Source organism: Bradyrhizobium sp. CCBAU 51627, assembly GCF_028128765.1.
GTDB lineage: Bacteria > Pseudomonadota > Alphaproteobacteria > Rhizobiales > Xanthobacteraceae > Bradyrhizobium.
On record NZ_LBJG01000023.1, the window covers coordinates 38,065 to 57,448 of the forward strand.

At 64.1% G+C, this 19,384-nt stretch carries 20 protein-coding genes; 7 read left to right on the plus strand and 13 right to left on the minus strand.

From position 1 onward, the window contains the following. Positions 1 to 4: 4 nt before the first annotated feature. Positions 5 to 1,042, minus strand: a complete 1,038-nt coding sequence (hemH, locus tag XH88_RS11990; RefSeq protein WP_271615570.1) for a ferrochelatase — start codon at positions 1,040 to 1,042, stop codon at positions 5 to 7. A gap of 83 nt (positions 1,043 to 1,125) precedes the next feature. Here hemH and XH88_RS11995 point away from each other — a divergent pair, with 83 nt between their 5' ends. Beyond that, positions 1,126 to 1,524, plus strand: a complete 399-nt coding sequence (locus XH88_RS11995; RefSeq protein ID WP_271615571.1) for an MAPEG family protein — start codon at positions 1,126 to 1,128, stop codon at positions 1,522 to 1,524. Between the two features lie 101 nt (positions 1,525 to 1,625). Here the strand turns inward: XH88_RS11995 and XH88_RS12000 are convergent, their stop codons facing one another. The 3 genes from XH88_RS12000 to XH88_RS12010 are packed head-to-tail and all read right to left on the minus strand — an operon-like array spanning position 1,626 to position 5,436. Beyond that, a complete protein-coding gene (locus tag XH88_RS12000; RefSeq protein WP_271615572.1) occupies positions 1,626 to 2,720 on the minus strand; it encodes a nickel/cobalt transporter in 1,095 nt (364 codons plus the stop codon). Beyond that, positions 2,717 to 3,355, minus strand: coding sequence for a DUF1007 family protein (locus XH88_RS12005; protein ID WP_271669046.1), 639 nt, complete (start codon positions 3,353 to 3,355; stop codon positions 2,717 to 2,719). The genes XH88_RS12000 and XH88_RS12005 overlap by 4 nt, the downstream gene beginning before the upstream one ends. After that, the gene (locus XH88_RS12010; protein WP_271615573.1) at positions 3,355 to 5,436 is read right to left on the minus strand and encodes a M3 family metallopeptidase; all 2,082 of its coding nucleotides are present in this window, start codon (positions 5,434 to 5,436) and stop codon (positions 3,355 to 3,357) included. The genes XH88_RS12005 and XH88_RS12010 overlap by 1 nt, the downstream gene beginning before the upstream one ends. Before the next feature lie 135 nt (positions 5,437 to 5,571). Between XH88_RS12010 and XH88_RS12015 the strand changes: the two genes are divergently transcribed. The 6 genes from XH88_RS12015 to XH88_RS12040 all read left to right on the plus strand — a co-directional run bounded on the left by XH88_RS12015 (position 5,572) and on the right by XH88_RS12040 (position 12,124). Beyond that, on the plus strand, positions 5,572 to 5,826 hold the full coding sequence (locus XH88_RS12015) for a hypothetical protein (protein WP_271615574.1): 255 nt from the start codon (positions 5,572 to 5,574) through the stop codon (positions 5,824 to 5,826). Positions 5,827 to 6,516: 690 nt separating this feature from the next. Further along, positions 6,517 to 7,659 (plus strand): type III PLP-dependent enzyme, encoded by a 1,143-nt coding sequence (locus tag XH88_RS12020; protein ID WP_271615575.1) that lies wholly within the window; start codon positions 6,517 to 6,519, stop codon positions 7,657 to 7,659. A 126-nt stretch (positions 7,660 to 7,785) separates the two neighbouring features. Then, positions 7,786 to 8,373 (plus strand): GNAT family N-acetyltransferase, encoded by a 588-nt coding sequence (locus XH88_RS12025; protein ID WP_271615576.1) that lies wholly within the window; start codon positions 7,786 to 7,788, stop codon positions 8,371 to 8,373. A gap of 142 nt (positions 8,374 to 8,515) precedes the next feature. After that, the gene (locus XH88_RS12030; protein WP_271615577.1) at positions 8,516 to 8,905 is read left to right on the plus strand and encodes a RidA family protein; all 390 of its coding nucleotides are present in this window, start codon (positions 8,516 to 8,518) and stop codon (positions 8,903 to 8,905) included. Between the two features lie 67 nt (positions 8,906 to 8,972). Beyond that, complete coding sequence (locus tag XH88_RS12035; protein WP_271615578.1) at positions 8,973 to 10,415, plus strand: homospermidine synthase; 1,443 nt, start codon at positions 8,973 to 8,975, stop codon at positions 10,413 to 10,415. Between the two features lie 101 nt (positions 10,416 to 10,516). Further along, positions 10,517 to 12,124, plus strand: a complete 1,608-nt coding sequence (locus XH88_RS12040; RefSeq protein WP_271615579.1) for an argininosuccinate lyase — start codon at positions 10,517 to 10,519, stop codon at positions 12,122 to 12,124. Positions 12,125 to 12,209: 85 nt separating this feature from the next. Here the strand turns inward: XH88_RS12040 and XH88_RS12045 are convergent, their stop codons facing one another. The 9 genes from XH88_RS12045 to XH88_RS12085 form a co-directional block, all read right to left on the minus strand. Next, on the minus strand, positions 12,210 to 12,548 hold the full coding sequence (locus XH88_RS12045; RefSeq protein ID WP_271669047.1) for a hypothetical protein: 339 nt from the start codon (positions 12,546 to 12,548) through the stop codon (positions 12,210 to 12,212). Positions 12,549 to 12,649: 101 nt separating this feature from the next. Further along, positions 12,650 to 13,366, minus strand: a complete 717-nt coding sequence (locus tag XH88_RS12050) for an MgtC/SapB family protein (RefSeq protein WP_271615580.1) — start codon at positions 13,364 to 13,366, stop codon at positions 12,650 to 12,652. A 129-nt stretch (positions 13,367 to 13,495) separates the two neighbouring features. Beyond that, positions 13,496 to 14,515: a WD40 repeat domain-containing protein gene (locus tag XH88_RS12055; RefSeq protein WP_271615581.1), complete on the minus strand. Its 1,020-nt coding sequence runs from the start codon at positions 14,513 to 14,515 to the stop codon at positions 13,496 to 13,498. Beyond that, positions 14,515 to 15,564, minus strand: coding sequence for a CobW family GTP-binding protein (locus XH88_RS12060; protein ID WP_271615582.1), 1,050 nt, complete (start codon positions 15,562 to 15,564; stop codon positions 14,515 to 14,517). Before XH88_RS12060 ends, XH88_RS12055 begins: the two co-directional genes overlap by 1 nt. 52 nt (positions 15,565 to 15,616) lie before the next feature. After that, positions 15,617 to 16,480, minus strand: a complete 864-nt coding sequence (locus XH88_RS12065; RefSeq protein ID WP_271615583.1) for a metal ABC transporter substrate-binding protein — start codon at positions 16,478 to 16,480, stop codon at positions 15,617 to 15,619. Between the two features lie 6 nt (positions 16,481 to 16,486). Continuing rightward, on the minus strand, positions 16,487 to 17,356 hold the full coding sequence (locus XH88_RS12070; RefSeq protein WP_271615584.1) for a metal ABC transporter permease: 870 nt from the start codon (positions 17,354 to 17,356) through the stop codon (positions 16,487 to 16,489). A gap of 6 nt (positions 17,357 to 17,362) precedes the next feature. Further along, positions 17,363 to 18,118 carry a metal ABC transporter ATP-binding protein gene (locus XH88_RS12075; protein WP_271615585.1) on the minus strand — a complete coding sequence of 252 codons (756 nt, stop codon included), beginning with the start codon at positions 18,116 to 18,118 and terminating at the stop codon, positions 17,363 to 17,365. A 2-nt stretch (positions 18,119 to 18,120) separates the two neighbouring features. Next, a complete protein-coding gene (locus XH88_RS12080; RefSeq protein ID WP_271615586.1) occupies positions 18,121 to 18,369 on the minus strand; it encodes a hypothetical protein in 249 nt (82 codons plus the stop codon). Positions 18,370 to 18,640: 271 nt separating this feature from the next. Beyond that, positions 18,641 to 19,237: a superoxide dismutase gene (locus XH88_RS12085; protein WP_092288816.1), complete on the minus strand. Its 597-nt coding sequence runs from the start codon at positions 19,235 to 19,237 to the stop codon at positions 18,641 to 18,643. Positions 19,238 to 19,384 lie beyond the last annotated feature (147 nt).

Here is a 19,384-nt window from a genome sequence, read left to right on the forward strand (position 1 = left end):
CCCCTCAAATCCAGCCCTGAAGCTCGCGCAGCACCAGCGTGCGGATCACGTCCATGCCGGGATCGCTGTCATTGAGACAGGAGATTGCGGAAAACTGCTCGCCGCCATTGTGCTTGAAGATCTCGGCATTCTCCTGCGCGATCTCCTCCAGCGTCTCAAGGCAATCGGCGGAAAAGCCCGGCGTCACCACCGCGACGCGGCGCACGCCTTCTTTGGCAAGGCGCTCCATGGTCTTGTCGGTGTAGGGCTGCAGCCACTCGTCATTGCCGAAGCGCGACTGGAAGGTCAGCAGCAGCTTTGTTTCATCCATTCCGAGCCGGCGACGCAGCGCCTCTGTCGTCGCGATGCAGTGGCTCTGATAGGGATCGCCCTTCTCGACATAGGATTTCGGCATGCCGTGGAAGGAGGCAACGATCAGCTCGGGCTTGAACGGCAGCGCCGCCAGATGCGTCTCGATCGAGGTCGCCAGCGCCTCGATATAGGACTCGTCCTGATAGTAAGGCGGCGTCACCCGCAGCGTCGGCTGATTGCGGAGGCGGGCAAGCACACGAAACACCTCGTCGCAGACGGTCGCCGAGGTCGAAGCGGAATATTGCGGATACAGCGGCACAGCGAGGATGCGCTCGCACCCTTTCGCGACCAGCGCATCGATGCCGGCCTTGATCGAGGGATTGCCGTAGCGCATTGCCCAATCCACCACGACGTGGGGGCTATCAGACAGCGCGACGGCGAGCTTGTCTGCTTGCGAGCGCGTGATGGTCTTCAGCGGCGACTCGTTCTTCTCGTTGTTCCAGATCTTCTGGTAGTCGAGCGCCTTGGTGCGGGGCCGGCTGCGAAGGATGATGCCGTTCAGCACCAGTTGCCAGATCAGGCCCTGATCCTCGATGACACGGGCGTCCGACAGGAATTCCTTGAGATAGACCCGCACGCCCGGGGCGTCGGCGGTGTCGGGCGTGCCGAGATTGACCAGCAGCACGCCAACGCGCGGCTGGGCGGAGGGCGTTGCCGGTTTTGCGGTCGCGAGGGGGGCCAGGGTCGTCATGACCAGTTGCGTGGCGCGTTGCTCCGAACTTGTCAAGATGAGGCCGGTTTCGCTAGGTTCGCCCCGAAGCGGGGGGAGGAACGATGACGCTCGCAGAATGGTGCGTGCTCGGAGCGGTGCTGCTCTTTCTCTTGACGATCGTCTCGATCAAATGGATCCGGTTTCGCAGCTTCGACAATTCTCGGCCGCGCGATCCCGCCTTCTATCAGGACGCCCTCGCCCAGCGCGCGCTCGGCGCGCACCAGAACGGGATCGAGACCTTTCCGTTCTTCGCTTTTGCCGTGCTGCTCGCCGAGTTCCGGGACTCGCCGCAGCGCCTGATCGACGAGCTCGCGTTGCTGTTCGTGATCGTGCGGATCGCCTATGTGCTGACTTATCTCGGCGACCGGCCGACGCTGCGCTCCATCCTCTGGAGCATCGGCTTTGCGATCAATCTGGTGATCTTCTTCATGCCGATGTTGAAACGGCTGCTGCCGGTGTGAGCCGGTGAGGCCGTAGCCCGAGCGAAGCGTAATCCGGGGACTCTCAGCGGCTGCACCGTCCCGGATTGCGCTTCGCTCCATCCGGGCTACGAAGGCGGTGCCTAAAAACAGGTCGTCCGCTCGGCCGCGATGTAGCCGAACAACAGGCCCGCCCCGAACAGCAGCACGAGGGCGGCAGCGCCGAATTCGATGCCACGCATGAACAGCGCCCCGCCGCCGTCGCCGGCTCCGCTCAGGCGACCGGCGACGCCCTTGGCAGAAACAGCGAGGACCGCGATGGCGGCGACCGTGATTGCAGTGCCCAATCCCATTAGGAAGGTCGCGGCGATGCCGGCCCAGACCAGACCCTGAGCGAGCGCGAACACCAGCACCAGGATCGCGCCCGAGCATGGGCGAATGCCGACGGTCAGGATCGCAGCGATCCCGCGCCGCCAGCCGCCGGGGCCAGCGAGTTCGCTTGGGGTGGGCCCATGGGAATGGCCGCGATGCTCGTCATGGACATGGTCATGCCCGGGGTGGCGATGGGCGTGCGCCTGGTCGTGATGATGATCCTGCGCATCATGATGATGACTGTGATCATGGTGGTGGTGCGCCACGCCCGCGACCGCAGGCATCGGCTGCGCCGCCTGGAGCGCGCGGACGAAGGTGAGGCCCTTGGCCCAGACCAGGCGCAAGCCGAACAGCGCGATCAGGCCATAGCTCGCGATCTCGATCGCGCCTTCTGCCTTGCACATGGTCCTGGCGGTGGCGTTCAGAATCCAGGCCGAGATGCCGACGATCAGAATCGCGACCAGCGACTGCATCAGCGCCGAGGCGAACGACAGCGCGATGCCGCGCCGGGCAGTCTCGCGGTTGGCGACGAGATAGGAGGCGATCACCGCCTTGCCGTGACCGGGGCCGGCGGCGTGGAAGATGCCGTAGGCAAACGAGATGAAGAGCAGCGTCCACACCGCCGAGCCGTCGGACTTGGCGGCGCGGATGGTGGACGACATCTGACGATAGAATTCCGACTGCTTTGCCAGGAGCCAGCCGACGAGACTGCTGGCCTCGGGCTCGGCCGCTGGTGCCAACTTCGGCGCGCCGAACGGGTTTTGTGCGAGGAGATCGTGAAGCGCGGCATCGGTCACGCCGATGACGAGGAGCGCGGCGGCGCAGGCGAGGAGCCCGCGTCCAAGCGGCGGGCGATGCGGCTTCAAGGGCAATCCACCGTGATCTTGTTGGCGAACATCATGCCGAAATTGGCGTTCGGGCCGTCCGTGAAGGTCTGCTCGTTGAGCTTCTGCGCGGTCGCGGTGCCGTCGCTGGGACGGTCGAGCTTCATCTGGCAGGCGGAAGGTGCGCCGACCAGCTTGACCGGATTGTTCTTGGCCATCTGGAAGTCGATGAAGAACGAGCGATCGAATACCTCGAGCACGAGCTGCCTGGGCTTGACCGGGTCCTTCAGCGGCAGCGTGAAGTGCAGGGTCAGCACAGTGTCCTTGTAGTCGAGGAAATAATCGATCGGCTCCTGGAAGCGCTCCTTCTTGCCGTCGGCCTTCGCGAAGGTGAAGTAGGCATATTCCTTCAGCGACTCGACATTGGTCTGCGCCAGCGGCCCCAGCTCCTCGCGGGTATAGGCGCCCTTGGTCTTGGCCTCGAGCCCCTGCACCGCATAAGCCGAGAACATGTCATCAAAGGTCCAGGCGTGGCGCACGCCGGTGACGCTGCCATCCTCGGCGTAAAGCAATTCACTGGTCGCGGTGATCCAGACATGTGGGTGCGCGCTCGCCGCGTCCGCTACGAGCGTGAAGGCGGCGGCGAGCAAGGATCCGAACAGCGCGCGCATGCCGATCAGGCCGCCTTGGCGTCGTCGAGCAGGCCGCGGCGGCGCAGCAGCGCGTCGGGCTCGGGCGGACGGCCGCGAAACGCCTCGTAGGCCGCCTCCGGATCGACCGACCCGCCGCTCGAATAGATGTCGTCGTGCAGGCGTTTGGCGACCGCGGGATCGAAGATGTTGCCGGCTTCCTCGAACGCGCCGAAGGCATCGGCGTCCATCACCTCCGACCACATGTAGCTGTAATAGCCGGCCGCGTAATGGTCGCCGGAGAAGATATGGCCGAACTGGGTCGGCCGGTGCCGCATCGAGATTTCCTCGGGCATGCCGATCTTCTCGAGCTCGCGTTTCTCGAAGGCGCGAACGTCCTGCGCGTTTGCTGCCGGCTGGGAGTGGAACTCGAGGTCGACCAGGGCCGAGGACACGAACTCGACGGTGGCAAAGCCCTGGTTGAATTTTCGCGCGGCAAGGAAGCGATTGAGCAGGTCATCGGGCAAGGGCTCGCCGGTCTGGTAGTGACGAGCGAATTTCTGCAGCACCTCGGGCCGCTCCTGCCAGTGTTCGTAGAGCTGCGAGGGCAGCTCGACGAAGTCGGTGAACACGGAGGTGCCCGACAGCGACGGATAGGTCACGTTGGACAGCATGCCGTGCAGGCCGTGGCCGAACTCGTGGAACAGGGTGCGGGCGTCGTCGGGCGAGAGCAGCGAGGGCTCGCTTCCGGTACCCTTGGCAAAGTTGCAGACATTGATAATGAGCGGCGCGGTGTCGCCGTCGAGCTTCTGCTGGTCGCGCAGCGAGGTCATCCAGGCGCCGGAGCGCTTTGAAGGCCGGGCGTAGTAGTCGCCATAGAACAGCGCCTTGTGCTTGCCGTCGGGCCCCTTGACCTCCCAGACGCGGACGTCGGGATGCCAGACCGGCACATCCTTGCGCTCCTCGAAAGTGATGCCGAACAGGCGGGTGGCGCAGTCGAAAGCGGCCGCGATCATGTGGTCGAGCGTCAGATACGGCTTGATCGCCGCGTCATCGAAATTGGCGCGCTGAAGGCGGAGCTTTTCGGCGTAGAAGCGCCAGTCCCAGGGCGCGAGCTTGAAATTGCCGCCCTCCGCCGTGATCAGCGCCTGCATCTCGTCGCGGTCGGCGAGCGCCCGCGCCCGGGCCGGCTTCCAGACCCGCTCGAGCAGGCCCCGCACCGCATCGGGAGTCTTGGCCATGGAGTCTTCGAGACGGTAGGCCGCGAAGGTCGGGTAGCCCAGCAGCTTGGCGCTCTCCTCGCGCAGCTTCAGGATCTCTCCGATCGCCGTGTTGTTGTCGTTGGCATTGCCGTTGTCGCCGCGCGCCGTGAAGGCCTTGTAGACCTTCTCGCGCAGGTCACGCCTCGCCGAGCTCTTCAGGAACGGCTCGGCCGAGGAACGTGACAGCGTCACGATGGCCTTGCCCGCCATGCCGCGATCTTCTGCCGCAGCCTTGGCGACGGCGATGAAGCTTTCGGGCAAGCCCTGGCGATCGGCCTCCCCAAGTTCGAGGAACCAGTCCTGTTCGTCGCCGAGCAGATGATGACTGAAGCCGGTCGCGAGCTGGGCCAGCTTCTCGTTGATCTCGGCCATGCGCGTCTTGGCCTCGTCGGACAGGCCGGCACCGGCGCGGTGGAAGCGGGTGTAGGTGCGCTCCAAGAGGCGGAGCTGCTCCGGGTTGAGGCCTAGACTGGCGCGGTTCTCATGCAGCTGGGCGATGCGGCCAAACAGCACAGCGTTCATCAAGATCGGATTCCAGTGCCGCGCCATCCTCAAGGAGACCTCCTTGTCGATCTCCAGGATGGCAGGGTTGGAATGCGCCGAGACCAGGTCGTAGAAGACCGCCGCAACCTTGTTGAGCAGCTTGCCCGAACGTTCCAGCGCCGTGATGGTGTTGGCGAAGTCGACCGCAGCCGGATCATTGGTGATCGCCGCGATCTCGGCGGAATGGTCGGCGAAAGCCTGCTCGAAGGCCGGGAGGAAGTGTTCGGGCTTGATCTCGTCGAAGGGCGGGGTCGCAAACGGCGTCACCCAGGCCTTCAGCAGCGGATTGGTCTCGGCGTCCGTAATCTGGCGGCGTTCTGACATCACAAGTCCCGATTTTCGAGGCAATTTGTTGGGCCAGCTATAGCACGCGATCGGGCTTTTTTGGGCCATTTGGCCTTGCTCCCGCCCGCCTTTTCGGGGAGATTGCGGCCCTCGAAACACTGGACCCCGATGCCCATGAACGCGCCCTCCTCGTCCTCCCGTAAGATCGTCTGGCCGAGCGTCATCACCGTCGTCAGTGCCGCCATCCTGATCGGCGCCGAAGTGTTCGGCGCGGCGTTTGCCGGCGGCTGGGCGCTCGCGATCCTGCTCGGGCTCGGCGACCAGGCCGCGCACATCCTGCAGGCCGTGCTGTTCGCGCTCGGCGTGTTGGTCATGACCGCGTTCGTGCGCGGAGCTCAGCGCGTCGAGCCGTTCTTCAAGCGCGGCTGACGCCGTCTCGCGCGCAAGAGACGTGCGCACGAAGCTCAAGACTTAACGCCCGTTCATCTTCCGCAGTCGCTCGCGCAACACTGCGCAAGCAGATGTTAGGCAATTCTGTTCTCAGCCTAAAAAAATTCTTGCGAAGCAGAGTCAAAACGCTTATGTGCGCTCTTGCCCAATTTCGCACGTGCCTGTGGTCGTGTGTCAGTCGGTAGGTATCCGGACAAGAGGCCGGACAGCCGCCAAGGGGTGAAGAAGCCGAGGGGCTCTTCGGAAGTGCGGAAGTCAAAGACCGAAGGTTGCAAGACCCAAAGGTCCGAAGACGAAGCAAACCCGGAGCGCCCAGCATCTCTCTCAAAGAGATGCCTTGTCGAAGGTGCCTTCGCTCTTTGCAACCGTGACTGGCAGCCGGAGGCGAACCGGCGCACCCCGCTCTCAACGGGGGACGCGACTTAAAGCAACGACGGATCGGGCTTTTTTGGTCTCTACCGGCATTCCACCGCCGGCGCGGGCTACTGAAAAGGCTTGTCCTTCATTGCCAGGTGAGCGGGCGGGAAACTCTCCCAACCAATCCACGGCAGCACAGTCTGGTTTGAGTTTTTTGGCCTCTGCGCGCCTCCATCGCGCGATGTGGCCGAAGCGCTCTTATCCGACGTCACGTTGATGCGGATCCCGTCGCTGGGACCGTTGGAGAGTGCCATGACCGAACGTATCCAGGAATTCCTGCGTAACCGCCGCAAGGAAGGTCTCGACACCGAGCCGTGCCTCGTCGTCGACCTCGAGGTCGTGCGCGACAATTACCAGACCTTTGCCAAGGCGCTGCCCGACAGCCGCGTGTTCTACGCCGTCAAGGCCAACCCGGCGCCGGAAGTGCTGGCGTTGCTGGCCTCGATGGGCTCCTGCTTCGACACCGCGACCGTCGCCGAGATCGAGATGGCACTGGCCGCCGGTGCGACGCCCGACCGCATCTCCTTCGGCAACACGATCAAGAAGGAGCGCGACATCGCGCGCGCATTCGCGCTCGGCATCCGCCTGTTCGCGGTCGATTGCGTCGCCGAGGTCGAGAAGATCGGCCGTGCCGCTCCCGGCGCGAAGGTGTTCTGCCGCATCCTCTATGACTGCGCCGGCGCCGAGTGGCCGCTGTCGCGCAAGTTCGGCTGCGACCCGGAAATGGCCGTCGAGGTACTCGACGCCGCCAAGCGCCTGGGCCTGGAGCCGTGCGGCATCTCCTTCCATGTCGGCTCGCAGCAGCGCAAGGTGAAGGCGTGGGACCGTGCGCTGGCGATGGCCTCGCAGGTGTTCCGCGACTGCGCCGAGCGCGGCATCAACCTGTCCATGGTCAACATGGGCGGCGGCTTCCCGACCAAGTACCTGAAGGACGTGCCGCCGGTCGTGACCTACGGCCGCTCGATCTTCCGCGCCCTGCGCAAGCACTTCGGCAACCAGATTCCGGAGACGATCATCGAGCCGGGCCGCGGTATGGTGGGCAACGCCGGCATCATCGAATCCGAGGTCGTGCTGATCTCGAAGAAGAGCGACGAGGACGAGGTGCGCTGGGTGTACCTGGACATCGGCAAGTTCGGCGGTCTCGCCGAGACGATGGACGAGTCGATCCGTTACGCCATCCGCACCCGTCACGACGGCGCGGACATGACGCCGTGCGTGCTCGCAGGTCCGACCTGCGACAGCGCCGACGTGCTGTACGAGAAGAGCCCGTATCCGCTGCCCGTCACGCTCGAGATCGGCGACAAGGTGCTGATCGAGGGCACCGGGGCCTATACGTCGACCTACTCGGCGGTGGCCTTCAACGGCATCCCGCCCCTGAAGACGTATCACATCTGATCCGCCTCTCTTTCGAGGCCTGACCAACCCGGGAGCCGGCTTGCCGGCTCCTCATCTTTCGATTTCCGACGACGCCTTGAACGGGCGTGCTGCGCGCACGCCGGTTCAAGCGGGAAATGACGCGCCATGACTGCTTTTCGGAAGCCACAGATCGCCCTCCCTTCGAAAGCCGCTCCGTTCGCAATTCGTGCGGAACGTGCTGCCGACGTCGCGATGCGCGAAGCGCTGCTCGACGCCTGCTTTGGCGAGAACCGCCACAGCCGCACCTGCCAGCGCCTGCGCGACGGGCGCGCACCTGCCGCAGGCCTTGCCCTGTCGGCGATGCGCGAGGGCAAGCTCGTGGGAACCGTGCGGTTGTGGCACGTCAGCGCCGGCGGCAGGCCCGCTCTGGTCCTCGGACCACTGGCTGTGGACCCTGCCTGCCGCGAGCTCGGGATCGGCGCCGCGCTGATGCATCAAGCGCTGGCCGCCGCCCGGGCGCGCGGGCACGCCGCCGTGATCCTGCTCGGCGACGCCCCCTATTACGCGCGTTTTGGCTTCTCCGCCGAGAAGACCGGCGCGCTGGCGCTGCCCGGCCCGTTCGAGCGCGATCGCCTGCTGGCGATCGAATTCCGGGCCGGCACGCTTGACGGCGCCGAGGGGGTGATCGTCCCGACTGGCGCGGCGATCGCCAAACGGAGGTCGGTTCGCACCCTCCAGGCGCACGCGGCCTAAGGACTTGCCATGATGGCGACGACCGAAGCCGCGCCACGTGGCAACGCGCGCCTACGCCAAGCGTCGTTCCTTTGGGGTTGCGTGAGCCCCCGAAACGCCCTTTAAACCCACAAAATCCCCCCATTCAGCCGAGGCCGAACCCATGTCCCGTCGCCTGATTTCCACCGGCTCCCCCCTCGAGAAGAGCGTCGGCTACAGCCGCGCCGTGATCGACGGCGAGTTCGCCTTCGTCGCCGGAACCACCGGCTATGACTACACGACAATGACGATGCCTAATGATGTCACGAGCCAGTCACGCAACTGCTTCAAGACCATCGAAGCTGCCCTGAAGGAGGGCGGATTCGAGATGGCCGATATCGTCCGTGCGACCTACTACGTCACCGACGCCAGCTACATCGACGCCCACTTCGCCGTCTGCGGCGAGGTTCTCGGTGACATCAGGCCGGCTGCGACCTTGCTGGTCGTCAGCGCCCTCGCCAAACCCGAGATGAAGGTCGAGATCGAAGTCACCGCCAAGCGCCGCAGCATCTAAAAAAGCGCCGCAGCGCCTGATCCACCCTCAACAATTGTCCGCCAGCACGTTCCGGAGAAACCATCCCATGAGCCCCCCCTCGCAGATCTACGCGAAGATCACCGGTCCCATCGTCATGGTCGGCTTCGGCTCCATCGGCAAAGGCACGTTGCCCCTGATCGAACGGCATCTCGACTACGACAAATCGCGCATCACCGTGCTCGATCCCAAGGACGAGGGCCGCAAGGCACTCTGCGAGAAGCACAATGTCCGCTTCATCCAGAAGGGCCTAACCAAGGACAATTATCGAGAGGTGCTGACTCCGCTGCTCACCGAAGGCGGCGGCCAGGGCTTTTGCGTCAATCTGTCCGTCGATACCGGCTCCACCGACATCATGGAGCTCTGCAACGAGCTTGGCGCTCTCTATATCGACACCGTCAACGAGCCCTGGCTCGGCTTCTATTTCGATGCTTCGAAGGGCCCGGAAGCGCGCTCGAACTATGCGCTTCGCGAAGTGACGCTGGCCGCCAAGAAGGCGCGCCCTAAGGGCTCGACGACCGCTGTCTCCTGCTGCGGCGCCAACCCGGGCATGGTCTCCTTTTTCGCCAAGCAGGCGCTGCTCAACGTCGCGGCCGACCTGAAGCTCAACGCCCCCCGGCCGAAGACCAAGGCCGAATGGGCGGATCTGATGCGGCAGGCGGGCATCAAGGGCATCCACATCGCCGAACGCGACACCCAGCGCTCGAAGAAGCCGAAGGAGCCTGATGTCTTCGTCAACACCTGGTCGGTGGAAGGATTCCTGTCCGAAGGCGTGCAGCCGTCCGAACTCGGCTGGGGCACCCACGAGAAATGGATGCCCGAGAATGCGCGTACCCACGAGGCCGGCTGCGGCGCGGCCATCTATCTGATGCAGCCCGGCGCCAACACGCGCGTGCGCACCTGGTGCCCGACCCGCGGCGCTCAGTACGGCTTCCTCGTCACCCACAATGAGTCGATCTCGATCGCCGATTACTTCACGGTACGCGACGCCTCGGGCAAGGCGGTCTATCGGCCGACCTGCCACTACGCCTATCACCCGGCCGACGATGCCGTGCTGTCGCTGCACGAGATGTTCGGTCGCGCCGCCAAGATGCAGGAGAAGCACCACATCCTCGACGAGAACGAGATCGTCGACGGCATCGACGAGCTCGGCGTGCTGCTGTTCGGCCATGACAAGAATGCCTATTGGTACGGCTCGCAGCTCTCCATCGAAGAGACTCGCGCTCTTGCGCCCTATCAGAACGCCACCGGCCTGCAGGTGACCTCCGCCGTGCTCGGCGGCATGGTGTGGGCGCTGGAGAATCCGAACGAAGGCATCGTCGAAGCCGACGAGATGGACTTCGATCGCCTCTTGGAAATCCAGTTGCCCTATCTCGGCCCGGTCAAAGGCTTCTACACCGACTGGACGCCGTTGACGGACCGTCCGGGACTGTTCCCGGAGGACATCGACACCAGCGATCCCTGGCAGTTCAAAAACATCCTGGTGCGCTGACAGGCGCACTTGTCCGAGCCGCAACCAACGGGAGGCCAATAGCCTTCCGTCAGCCCGGATGCTAACCAACCGCCCGGTCGCACGGCAACCGGGAGGTCCGCATGAATCATATCGCCTGCATCGCGGGAGGCGTCGGCCTCCTGATCGCGTCCCACGCTTTTGCCGCGGACACCGGTCAGTTGCCCTGTAAGACCACGCAGGAATGCAACGAAAACGCCGCCAAGATCGGCGCTAAAGCTCCCAGCGGCGCGCAGCCCTCGACCAGCAAATCCGACGCAGCTGAGGACCAGTTCTACTGGCTCAACAAGATCAACAAGGCCTCCACTGTGATGCTGGTGGAGGAAGGCATCTTTTCGAAAGATACCGGCCAGCTGATCGCCGCCGGCGTGGACTACACGATCCGCCAGGCGCGTGAGCCCGACGGCAAGCGTCCGAGCGACGTCCTTCAGATCGAGAAGATCATGACCGACAAGGTCGGCGAGGAGGCCTCCGTCATCCACGCCGGGCGCAGCCGTCAGGACATGTACGCGACCTATCGCGCTGCCAAACTACGCAACCAGACGCTGGATTTTGCCGAAGCGTTGCTCGACTTGCGTACCACGCTGCTCGCCAAGGCGGCCGACAATCTCGATGCATTGATGCCCGGCTACACCAACGGCGTGCAGGCGGTACCGATCACCTATGGTCATTACCTGCTGGCCTATGAGGAATCGTTCGAGCGCGACCAGCAGCGCATCAGCGAGGCCTATCGCCGGCTCAATCTCAGCCCGATGGGCGCTGGCGTCATGTCCGACTCGATCTGGCCGCTGAACCGCACGCGCCTCGCCCAGCTGCTCGGCTTTGACGGCATTGTCGAGAATTCGATGGACGCCAATCAGGTGATCCCATTCGACAACCAGCTCGAGGCCACCGCGATCGCCAATTCGGCCGCCATCCGCATCGGCGTGATGATGCAGGACCTGCATACGCAATACGCCGAGGTGCGACCCTGGCTTTTGCTGCAGGAGGGCTCAACCTACACCAGTAGCTCGATGCCACAGAAGCGCAATCCGGGTCTGATCATGCAGGCGAGGATCGCAGCTTCAGATGTGGTGGGGTTGTCGGGGGCGGTCTCCATCCGCGCTCACAACGTCACGTCGGGCATGGTCGATTCCAAGGCCCAGTCCGAGGATATCGGCCTATTCCCGCGCGCCATCAAGATGGTCACCGCGACCGATCGGGTGTTCGATGCGATCGTGGTCAACAAGGCCCGCGCCAAGGAAGAGCTGGAGAGCGACTGGACCTCGACAATGAACCTCGCCGAACTATTGTTGCAGGGGCACCAGATCCCGTTCCGCATCGGGCATGGCTTTGCATCACAGATGGTCAGCTATGCACGGCCACTGGATCTTACGCCCAAGACCATACCCTTCAGCGAAGTGACCGACCTCTTCGCCAAGACGCTCGCCAAATTCAACATGCCGGCGAGACCCTTCCCGATGAGCGAGGCCGAATTCAGGGAGGTGATGTCGCCGGAATGGATCGTGGCGCACACGAAAGGCGCCGGCGGCCCACAGCCGGAGGAGACTGCACGCATGCTCAAGGTGGCCCAGCAGCGCCTCGATGCCGACAGGCTCTGGCTTGCCGCCCAGCGCGAAAAGCTCGCGAAGGCTGATACCGCGCTCGATCAGGCGTTTGCGAGGCTCTTGCCGAAAGATGCGGCGCATTAGTCTAAGAAGCGAGCCCTGTGCCGAGGCGAGATCGCCAATTCGGCATCAGTTGGCACATCCGTGTGTCAGAAGCGGGCCGTCGCGGCTATTTCTTCTCAAGCGGCGGCGCCATTTTCTCGGCCGGTGCCGGCGGGAGCGCGGGCTTGGCCGCGCCTGCCGCGCCTTGCGTCTGCGGATCGGGACGCGCGGGCTCGGGGGCCGGCGTGGTCGGCCGCTCGCCGCCCGGCTTTGCCTCGGCCGGCGTCTTGTCCTGATCGTTGGACGGCGTGCCCTGGAGCGGCTGTGTCGCCTGCGCCAGCTCCATCCGGCTCTCGGCGCGAATTTGCGCAAGTGACATCACCGACACCACAACGCCTGCTGCGAACAGCGAACAGGCGATTGCGAGGTCGAGCTTCAGGTTTCGCTTGTCGTTCTGGCCGGGCATGTCGATCACCGCCTTTATCAGAGGAATCAACGAATTTCCCGGACGGCGGTTCCGCACACTGCAAAGCGGGAACTGCCCAGTCGGGCGCCAAAAGGCCGCGTCTATTCCGTCGTGCTGACTTCCCAGGTGGCGTGCCGCACGCCCGGCACATGCTGCAAATCGATCGCCACCGCGTTCAGTTCGTTCGGATCGACCGCGGACGCGACCAGCTTGGCGACGATCTCCAGAATGTCCTCGCCGATCTCGACCACCTCGATATCGGCAACCGCATATTTCGCGGCTTCAAGCTTGTCGACGAGGCGATCACGCATGTCGGGGAGCGCATCGGTCGCCACTGCGAGCTTGAAGTAATAGGTCGCCTCCAGCGCCGTCTCGTCCAGCGGAATGCGGTTGATGGCATTGACCAGTGGCCGGAGCAGCGTATTGCCGGCGATGACGAAGACGGTGAGCGCAGCCGCCTGCGCGACCATGTCGGCGCCGGCGCAGGAGCCGACCGCAGCGGAAGCCCACAGCGTTGCCGCAGTATTGAGCCCGCGGACGTCCATGCCCTGCTTCATGATGACGCCGGCCCCAAGGAAGCCGATGCCGGAGACGACATAGGCTATCACCCGGACCGCTCCGTCCGCGCCATCCAGATGCATGGCAAGATCGACGAAGGCGGCCGCCCCCACTGCGACCAGCACGTTGGTGCGCAGGCCCGCAGTGCGCTGGCGATATTGCCGCTCGGCGCCGATCAGCGTGCCCAGCACAAAGGCCGTGATCAGGCTGATCAGCGTGTCGGCGAAGTCAGCGAGCTGGAAGGTGGTGAGAAATCGCATGAATTTCAGCTGCCGTAGGGTGGGCAAAGCGAAGCGTGCCCACGGCTCCCGTCAAAGGAAAAGGTCGTGGGCACGGCGCAAAGAGCGCCTTCGCCCACCCTACGGCTATACGGCGGGAACCATGACAGATCAAAGCTCCAGCAGGCCGCCGTCCCCATTTTCGTCGGCAAACGCCAGCAGCGTGCCCTTGGCGTTCCATGCAATCGCAGCCACAGGCGGGGTACCGTTGCGGCGGACCAGGATCTCCGCGCCGTCCTCCAGCCGCACCATCAGCACGGTGCCGTCGCTGTAGCCGGCGGCGAGGATGTCGTTCTTCGGATGGCACGCGACGACAGACACGCGGGCCTGGAGCGGCGCGAGCATTGCGGGCTCCTTGCCCATCGGGCCATCCTTGCCCGCGAACGGCCAGATGATGACGGTGTCTGCGCCCGAAGTCGCCAGCCCCTTGCCGCCTGCACTCCAGGACATCGAGCGGACGCGGCTGGGATAGCCGGTCATGCGCATGTGCCTGTTGTCGGCGAGCCGCCAGCCATGCAGCGCCGGCTCATGCATCGCGGTGACCAGGAACTTGTTGTCCGGGCTGAAAGTGACGCCGTGATGCGAGCCGGCCCAGGGCAGGAATTCGGCCGATCCCTCCATGTTGGGAAACCACAGCGTCGCGCCGTTATAGTGCGCGATCGCGAGCCGCAGGCCCTTCGGCGCGAACGCCAGCCCGCCGACGGTCGAGGGCACCTCGAGCGACTTCTCCTCGTTTTTGCCGCTCTTGACGGTCGCAATCTTGCCGGCCGACCAGGCGAAGGCGCCATCGGCGTGCAGCGCCACCGCATCGATCCAGCGCCGCTTGGGATCGGTGGCGAGCAGCGTCACCTCGCCCTTGGCGTCGAGCGAGACGACCTTGCCGTCGTCGCCGCCCATGACGAGGCGCTTGCCGTCCGAGGCGGTCGAGAGAATGCCGCCGCTGTGCACGGCGACCGTAGCGATCTCGCCCTTGGCGTCGACAAAGGCGACGTTCTCTTCGCCGCCGACGAAGGCGGCACGAGGCCCAAGGAAATGCACCGAGGTCACGGCCATGCCGAGCTTAACCGGCTTGACGCGGTCGGTGACGGAAACGATCGAGGCGGAATCGGGAGCCGGCGTAAACTCTTTCATCACGAGACGATGCAGCTCTCGAAACCCTTGCGGATCGCCTCTTCCGGCAATTCGCGGCCGATGAAGACGAGGCGGCTCTCGCGCTTCTCGCCCTGCTTCCATTTCCTCTGGTGGTTGCCCTCCAGCATCATGTGGACGCCCTGGAAGACGTAACGGTCATCGTCGTCGTGGAAGGCCAGGATGCCCTTGGAACGCAGGATCTTGCCGCCCTCGACCTGCACCAGGTTCTGCAGCCAGGGCATGAACACGTTGGGATCGAGCGGCTTGTCGGTCTTGAGCGACAGCGACTGCATGTCCTCATCGTGATAATGCTTCAGGCCATGCCCGTGATCATGGTGATGATGGTCCTGGTCATGATGATGGTGATGATCATGGTCGTGGTCATGATCGTCAGCCTCGAGGAAATCCGGTTCGATGTCGAGGATGCGGTCGAGATCGAACGCACCGCGGTCGAGCACGTCGGCCAGTGCCACCGAGCAGCGCTCGGTGCGATGCAGTTTGGCATAGGGATTGATGCCGCGGATGCGCGCCTCGACCTCGGCAAGCTCGCCCTTGTTGACGAGATCAGTCTTGTTCAGAACGATGACGTCCGCAAAGGCGATCTGGTTCTTGGCCTCGGGCGCGTCCTTGAGCCGGTCGGACAGCCATTTGGCGTCCGCAACCGTGACCACCGCATCGAGGCGGGCGTTCTTCTGCACGTCCTCGTCGACGAAGAAGGTCTGCGCGACCGGCGCCGGATCGGCAAGACCCGTGGTCTCGACGATGATGGCGTCGAACTTGCCCTTGCGCTTCATCAACCCATCCATGATGCGAACGAGGTCGCCACGTACGGTGCAGCAAATGCAGCCATTGTTCATTTCAAACACTTCCTCATCGGCGCCGATGATGAGGTCGTTGTCGATGCCGATCTCGCCGAATTCGTTGACAATGACGGCGTATTTCTTGCCGTGGTTTTCCGACAGGATGCGGTTGAGCAGCGTGGTCTTGCCGGCACCGAGATAGCCGGTCAGGACGGTCACAGGAATTTTGGCGGCGGTCGCTTCAGACATAACAACTCCGGACATAAGGCTGTCGCGCGACACTGGCGGGGTGGCCCCTGCCCTACTGGTCAAGCGCGCTGGTCAGGGCCTTTATATTGTGCCTGACCATGTCAATGTAAGTGGGTGCGGGCCCCTTTTCGCCGGTCAGACCGTCCGAAATCAAGGTCCCGCCGACCTTGACCCCGGTCTCGGCCGCGATCCGGCGGATCAGGCGGTCATCGCTGATATTCTCCAGGAAAACAGCCGGGATCTTTTGAGTCCTGATCTGGCTGATGATGGACGCGATGTCCCGCGCACTGGGCTCGGTTGCCGTGGAGACCCCGAGAGGGGCGATGAACTGGATGCCGTACTCGGCGGCGAAATAGCCGAAGGCGTCGTGGGTCGAGATCACCTTGCGCCGCTCCGGCGGGATTTTTCCGACGGCCTCACGGACCTCCCGGTCGAGCGCTTCGAGCTTTTCCAGATAGGCCCTGGACCGAGCGTGGAACAACTCCGCATCTTCAGGATCGACGGCGGCCAGCGCATTAGCAATGTCGGTCACATAGACCTCGGCATTGGGCACGGACTGCCAGGCATGCGGATCGGCCGCCGAGCCGAGCTTCAGCGGCGTGATGCCGTCGCTGGCAGTGACCATTTGCGCCTTGCTGCCGGAGGATTGCACGAGACGCGGCAGCCAGCCCTCGAGGCCGAGCCCGTTGACGATGACGAGCTTCGCCTCCGCGATGCGCTTCGCATCGCCCGGCGCCGGCGTGTAGACATGGACATCGCCGTCGGCGCCTACCAGCGTTGTCAGGTTGAGGCGATCGCCGCCGACATTGCGGACGAAATCGCCAAGGATCGAGAAACTGGCGACGACGTTGAGCCGCTCGGCGGCGTGCAGCGGCGAGGCGATCAGCAGGAGCATACAAAGCAGGATACGCCGCATGGCTCGTCACGCTTCCAGATGCCGGCCGGGAAACATCTGGCGAACGAGTCCGCCGACGCCGCCGAACAGGACGGAAACGACATAGAGTACAGTCGCCACGAGGATGATCGCAGGGCCCGAGGGCACGCGGGTCTGGAACGACAGCACGAGGCCAGCATAGCCCGAGACGGCCGCGGCGATGACCGCGATGCAGATCATCGCCGTCAGATCGCGCGACCAGAACCGCGCAACGCCCGCCGGCAGGATCATCAGCCCCACCGCGAGGAGCGTGCCGAGCGCCTGAAAGCCGTTGACCAGGTTAACGACGACCAGCGCGAGGAAGGCGAGATGCGCGGGTCCGCCGGCGCGGCTGACGGTCCGCAAGAACAATGGATCGACACTTTCGATCACCAGCGGGCGATAGATCACCGCAAGCACCAGCAGCGTGACCGTGGCGTTGAAGGCGACCACCAGCAGGGTCTGGTCGTCCATCGCGAGGATGTTGCCGAACAGCACGTGCAGCAAGTCGATATTAGTGCCCTTGATCGAGACGATGGTCACGCCGAGCGCCAGCGAGGCCAGATAGAAGGTCGCAAGCGAGGCGTCCTCCTTCAGGCCGGTCGAGCGTGCAACCACGCCGGCGAGGATCGCCACCGCAAAGCCCGCGATCAGCCCGCCGGCTGTCATCGCGAACAGGTTAAGACCGGAGAGCAGGAAACCGACGGCCGCGCCCGGCAGGATCGCGTGCGCCATGGCGTCACCGACAAGACTCATCCGCCGCAGCATCAGGAACACGCCGATCGGCGCGCCCGCCAGCGACAGCGCGATCACGGCGGCAAGCGCCCGCCGCATGAACTCGAATTCGGTGAACGGGCCGATCAGCGCGTCATAGATCATCTGAGATCAAGCCGCCTGCGAGTGGGCATCATCTGCGGCGCAAGCCGCGGCGCTGTCGTCGAAGGCCTCGCACATCCGCATCGCGACCATCAGATTTTCCGGCGTCAGCACCTCCGCCGTCGGCCCCCAGGCGACGGGGCCGCGCGCCAAAATCAGCGTCTCGGTGAAGTGGGTGCGTACCATCTCCATGTCGTGCAGCGCAGCGAGCACGGTGCGGCCCTCGCCGTGCCATTGCTTCACCAGCGCGAGCAAATCGGCCGTGGTCTTGCTGTCGATGGCGTTGAAGGGCTCGTCCAGCACGATCACCCGCGCATTCTGGAGCAGCACGCGTGCAAACAGCACGCGCTGCATCTGTCCGCCCGAAAGCGTGCCGATCGACCGGTTCTCGAAACCGTTGAGGCCCACGGATGCAATCGCACGGAGGATCTTGACCCGCGCCACCTTGCCGATGCCGCCGAACAAGCCGGCGTCGCGCCATAGCCCCGTGCCGACGAAATCGAATACCGATATCGGGAAGCTGCGGTCGATCTCCGCGCTCTGCGGCAGATAGGCGATGTCCCTGCTGTCGAGACCCCCAAGATGGATGCTGCCGTCGAGCGGCTTGAGGATGCCGACGATGCCGCGCAGCAGCGTCGACTTGCCGGCACCGTTGGGGCCGATCACAGCGACCAGCGCGCCTGACGCGACCTCGCCGTTGAGATGGTGCACGGCCGGATGGCGGTCATAGCCGAGCGTGACGTTGCGGAATGCGAGCTGGGCCATGGTCACCTCATCGCCAGGAAGACGAGGCCCCAGAGCACGGCACAGACGGCCAACGCGGCCGCAAGGCGCCCGGCCATGGTCATCCGCAGGATCGACCAGGGCGCGTCCTGGGCCGGATGCGGCGAGGCTGCATCGTGGACATGGGCGTGGGTGTGGTCGAGCCCATGCGAGTGCCGGTGGTCGTGCAAATGGCCATGGGAATGGCCATGATCATGGTCTGCGTGGTGGGTGCGGGACGCGGCGGGAACCATGCCCAGAACGTTATATTATAACATTACGTCTGTCCACGGCTGGGTTTCAGGGCATACCGATCATCATTGCGTTGGCGGCCCACGAGCGGGGAACGGCACCTACGCGGGCCGCGCAGGGTAATCCGCGCAGCAAAAAGGCGGCCGCGTGAGCGACCGCCTTTGCCTGTCATTCCGGGGCGGCGAAGCCGAACTACGGTGCGCGATTGCGCACCTGAGACTCTCGGAATTCCGGGTTCGATGCTACGCATCGCCCCGGAACGAGCGAGAAGCCTCAGACCTTCTCGAACAGGGACTCGACATATTCCCAGTTCACGAGGTTCTCGACGAACGCCTTCAGATAGTCGGGACGGCGGTTGCGATAGTCGATGTAGTAGGAGTGCTCCCAGACGTCGCAGCCGAGAATCGGGGTGGCGCCATGCACCAGCGGATTCTCACCGTTCGGGGTCTTGGAGATCTCGAGCTTGCCGTTCTTGACCTGGAGCCAGCACCAGCCGGAGCCGAACTGGCCGACGCCGGCCGCCTGGAAGTCGGTCTTGAACTTCTCGAAGCCGCCGAGGTCCTCGTTGATCTTCTTCTCGAGCTTGCCCGGCAGCTTGGTGCCGCCGCCATTCGGCTTCATCCAGCTCCAGAAGTGGATGTGGTTGTAGTGCTGGCCGGCATTGTTGAACACCGCGGGGTTCTTGCCGAACGAGCCCTTGACGATCTCCTCAAGGGACTTGCCTTCCCATTCGGTGCCCTTGAGCGCGTTGTTGCCGTTGGTGACGTAGGCCTGATGATGCTTGTCGTGGTGGAATTCCAGCGTTTCCTTCGACATGAACTGGCCGAGGGCATCATAGGCGTAGGGGAGTGGGGGCAGCGTAAAGGTCATGGGTTGTTGTCCGCAACTGGTGGGGAACGAGGCTTAACGGTGACCCCTTATAGAAGGTTCCTGCGTCGTAAAATACCGTCAATTTGCGAAAAGGCGCGATGCGACCGCCTGGATTGATTGCACATCTTCGCCGCAGGCAAGGCGCAT

What these genes read in the sequence shown, in the direction of transcription:
- hemH (WP_271615570.1), bottom strand. Translation starts at nt 1,042, where the DNA reads ATGACGACCCTGGCCCCCCTCGCGACCGCAAAACCGGCAACGCCCTCC.
- XH88_RS11995 (WP_271615571.1), top strand. Translation starts at nt 1,126, where the DNA reads ATGACGCTCGCAGAATGGTGCGTGCTCGGAGCGGTGCTGCTCTTTCTC.
- XH88_RS12010 (WP_271615573.1), bottom strand. Translation starts at nt 5,436, where the DNA reads ATGTCAGAACGCCGCCAGATTACGGACGCCGAGACCAATCCGCTGCTG.
- XH88_RS12015 (WP_271615574.1), top strand. Translation starts at nt 5,572, where the DNA reads ATGAACGCGCCCTCCTCGTCCTCCCGTAAGATCGTCTGGCCGAGCGTC.
- XH88_RS12020 (WP_271615575.1), top strand. Translation starts at nt 6,517, where the DNA reads ATGACCGAACGTATCCAGGAATTCCTGCGTAACCGCCGCAAGGAAGGT.
- XH88_RS12025 (WP_271615576.1), top strand. Translation starts at nt 7,786, where the DNA reads ATGACTGCTTTTCGGAAGCCACAGATCGCCCTCCCTTCGAAAGCCGCT.
- XH88_RS12030 (WP_271615577.1), top strand. Translation starts at nt 8,516, where the DNA reads ATGTCCCGTCGCCTGATTTCCACCGGCTCCCCCCTCGAGAAGAGCGTC.
- XH88_RS12035 (WP_271615578.1), top strand. Translation starts at nt 8,973, where the DNA reads ATGAGCCCCCCCTCGCAGATCTACGCGAAGATCACCGGTCCCATCGTC.
- XH88_RS12040 (WP_271615579.1), top strand. Translation starts at nt 10,517, where the DNA reads ATGAATCATATCGCCTGCATCGCGGGAGGCGTCGGCCTCCTGATCGCG.
- XH88_RS12045 (WP_271669047.1), bottom strand. Translation starts at nt 12,548, where the DNA reads ATGCCCGGCCAGAACGACAAGCGAAACCTGAAGCTCGACCTCGCAATC.
- XH88_RS12050 (WP_271615580.1), bottom strand. Translation starts at nt 13,366, where the DNA reads ATGCGATTTCTCACCACCTTCCAGCTCGCTGACTTCGCCGACACGCTG.
- XH88_RS12055 (WP_271615581.1), bottom strand. Translation starts at nt 14,515, where the DNA reads ATGAAAGAGTTTACGCCGGCTCCCGATTCCGCCTCGATCGTTTCCGTC.
- XH88_RS12060 (WP_271615582.1), bottom strand. Translation starts at nt 15,564, where the DNA reads ATGTCTGAAGCGACCGCCGCCAAAATTCCTGTGACCGTCCTGACCGGC.
- XH88_RS12065 (WP_271615583.1), bottom strand. Translation starts at nt 16,480, where the DNA reads ATGCGGCGTATCCTGCTTTGTATGCTCCTGCTGATCGCCTCGCCGCTG.
- XH88_RS12070 (WP_271615584.1), bottom strand. Translation starts at nt 17,356, where the DNA reads ATGATCTATGACGCGCTGATCGGCCCGTTCACCGAATTCGAGTTCATG.
- XH88_RS12075 (WP_271615585.1), bottom strand. Translation starts at nt 18,118, where the DNA reads ATGGCCCAGCTCGCATTCCGCAACGTCACGCTCGGCTATGACCGCCAT.
- XH88_RS12080 (WP_271615586.1), bottom strand. Translation starts at nt 18,369, where the DNA reads ATGGTTCCCGCCGCGTCCCGCACCCACCACGCAGACCATGATCATGGC.
- XH88_RS12085 (WP_092288816.1), bottom strand. Translation starts at nt 19,237, where the DNA reads ATGACCTTTACGCTGCCCCCACTCCCCTACGCCTATGATGCCCTCGGC.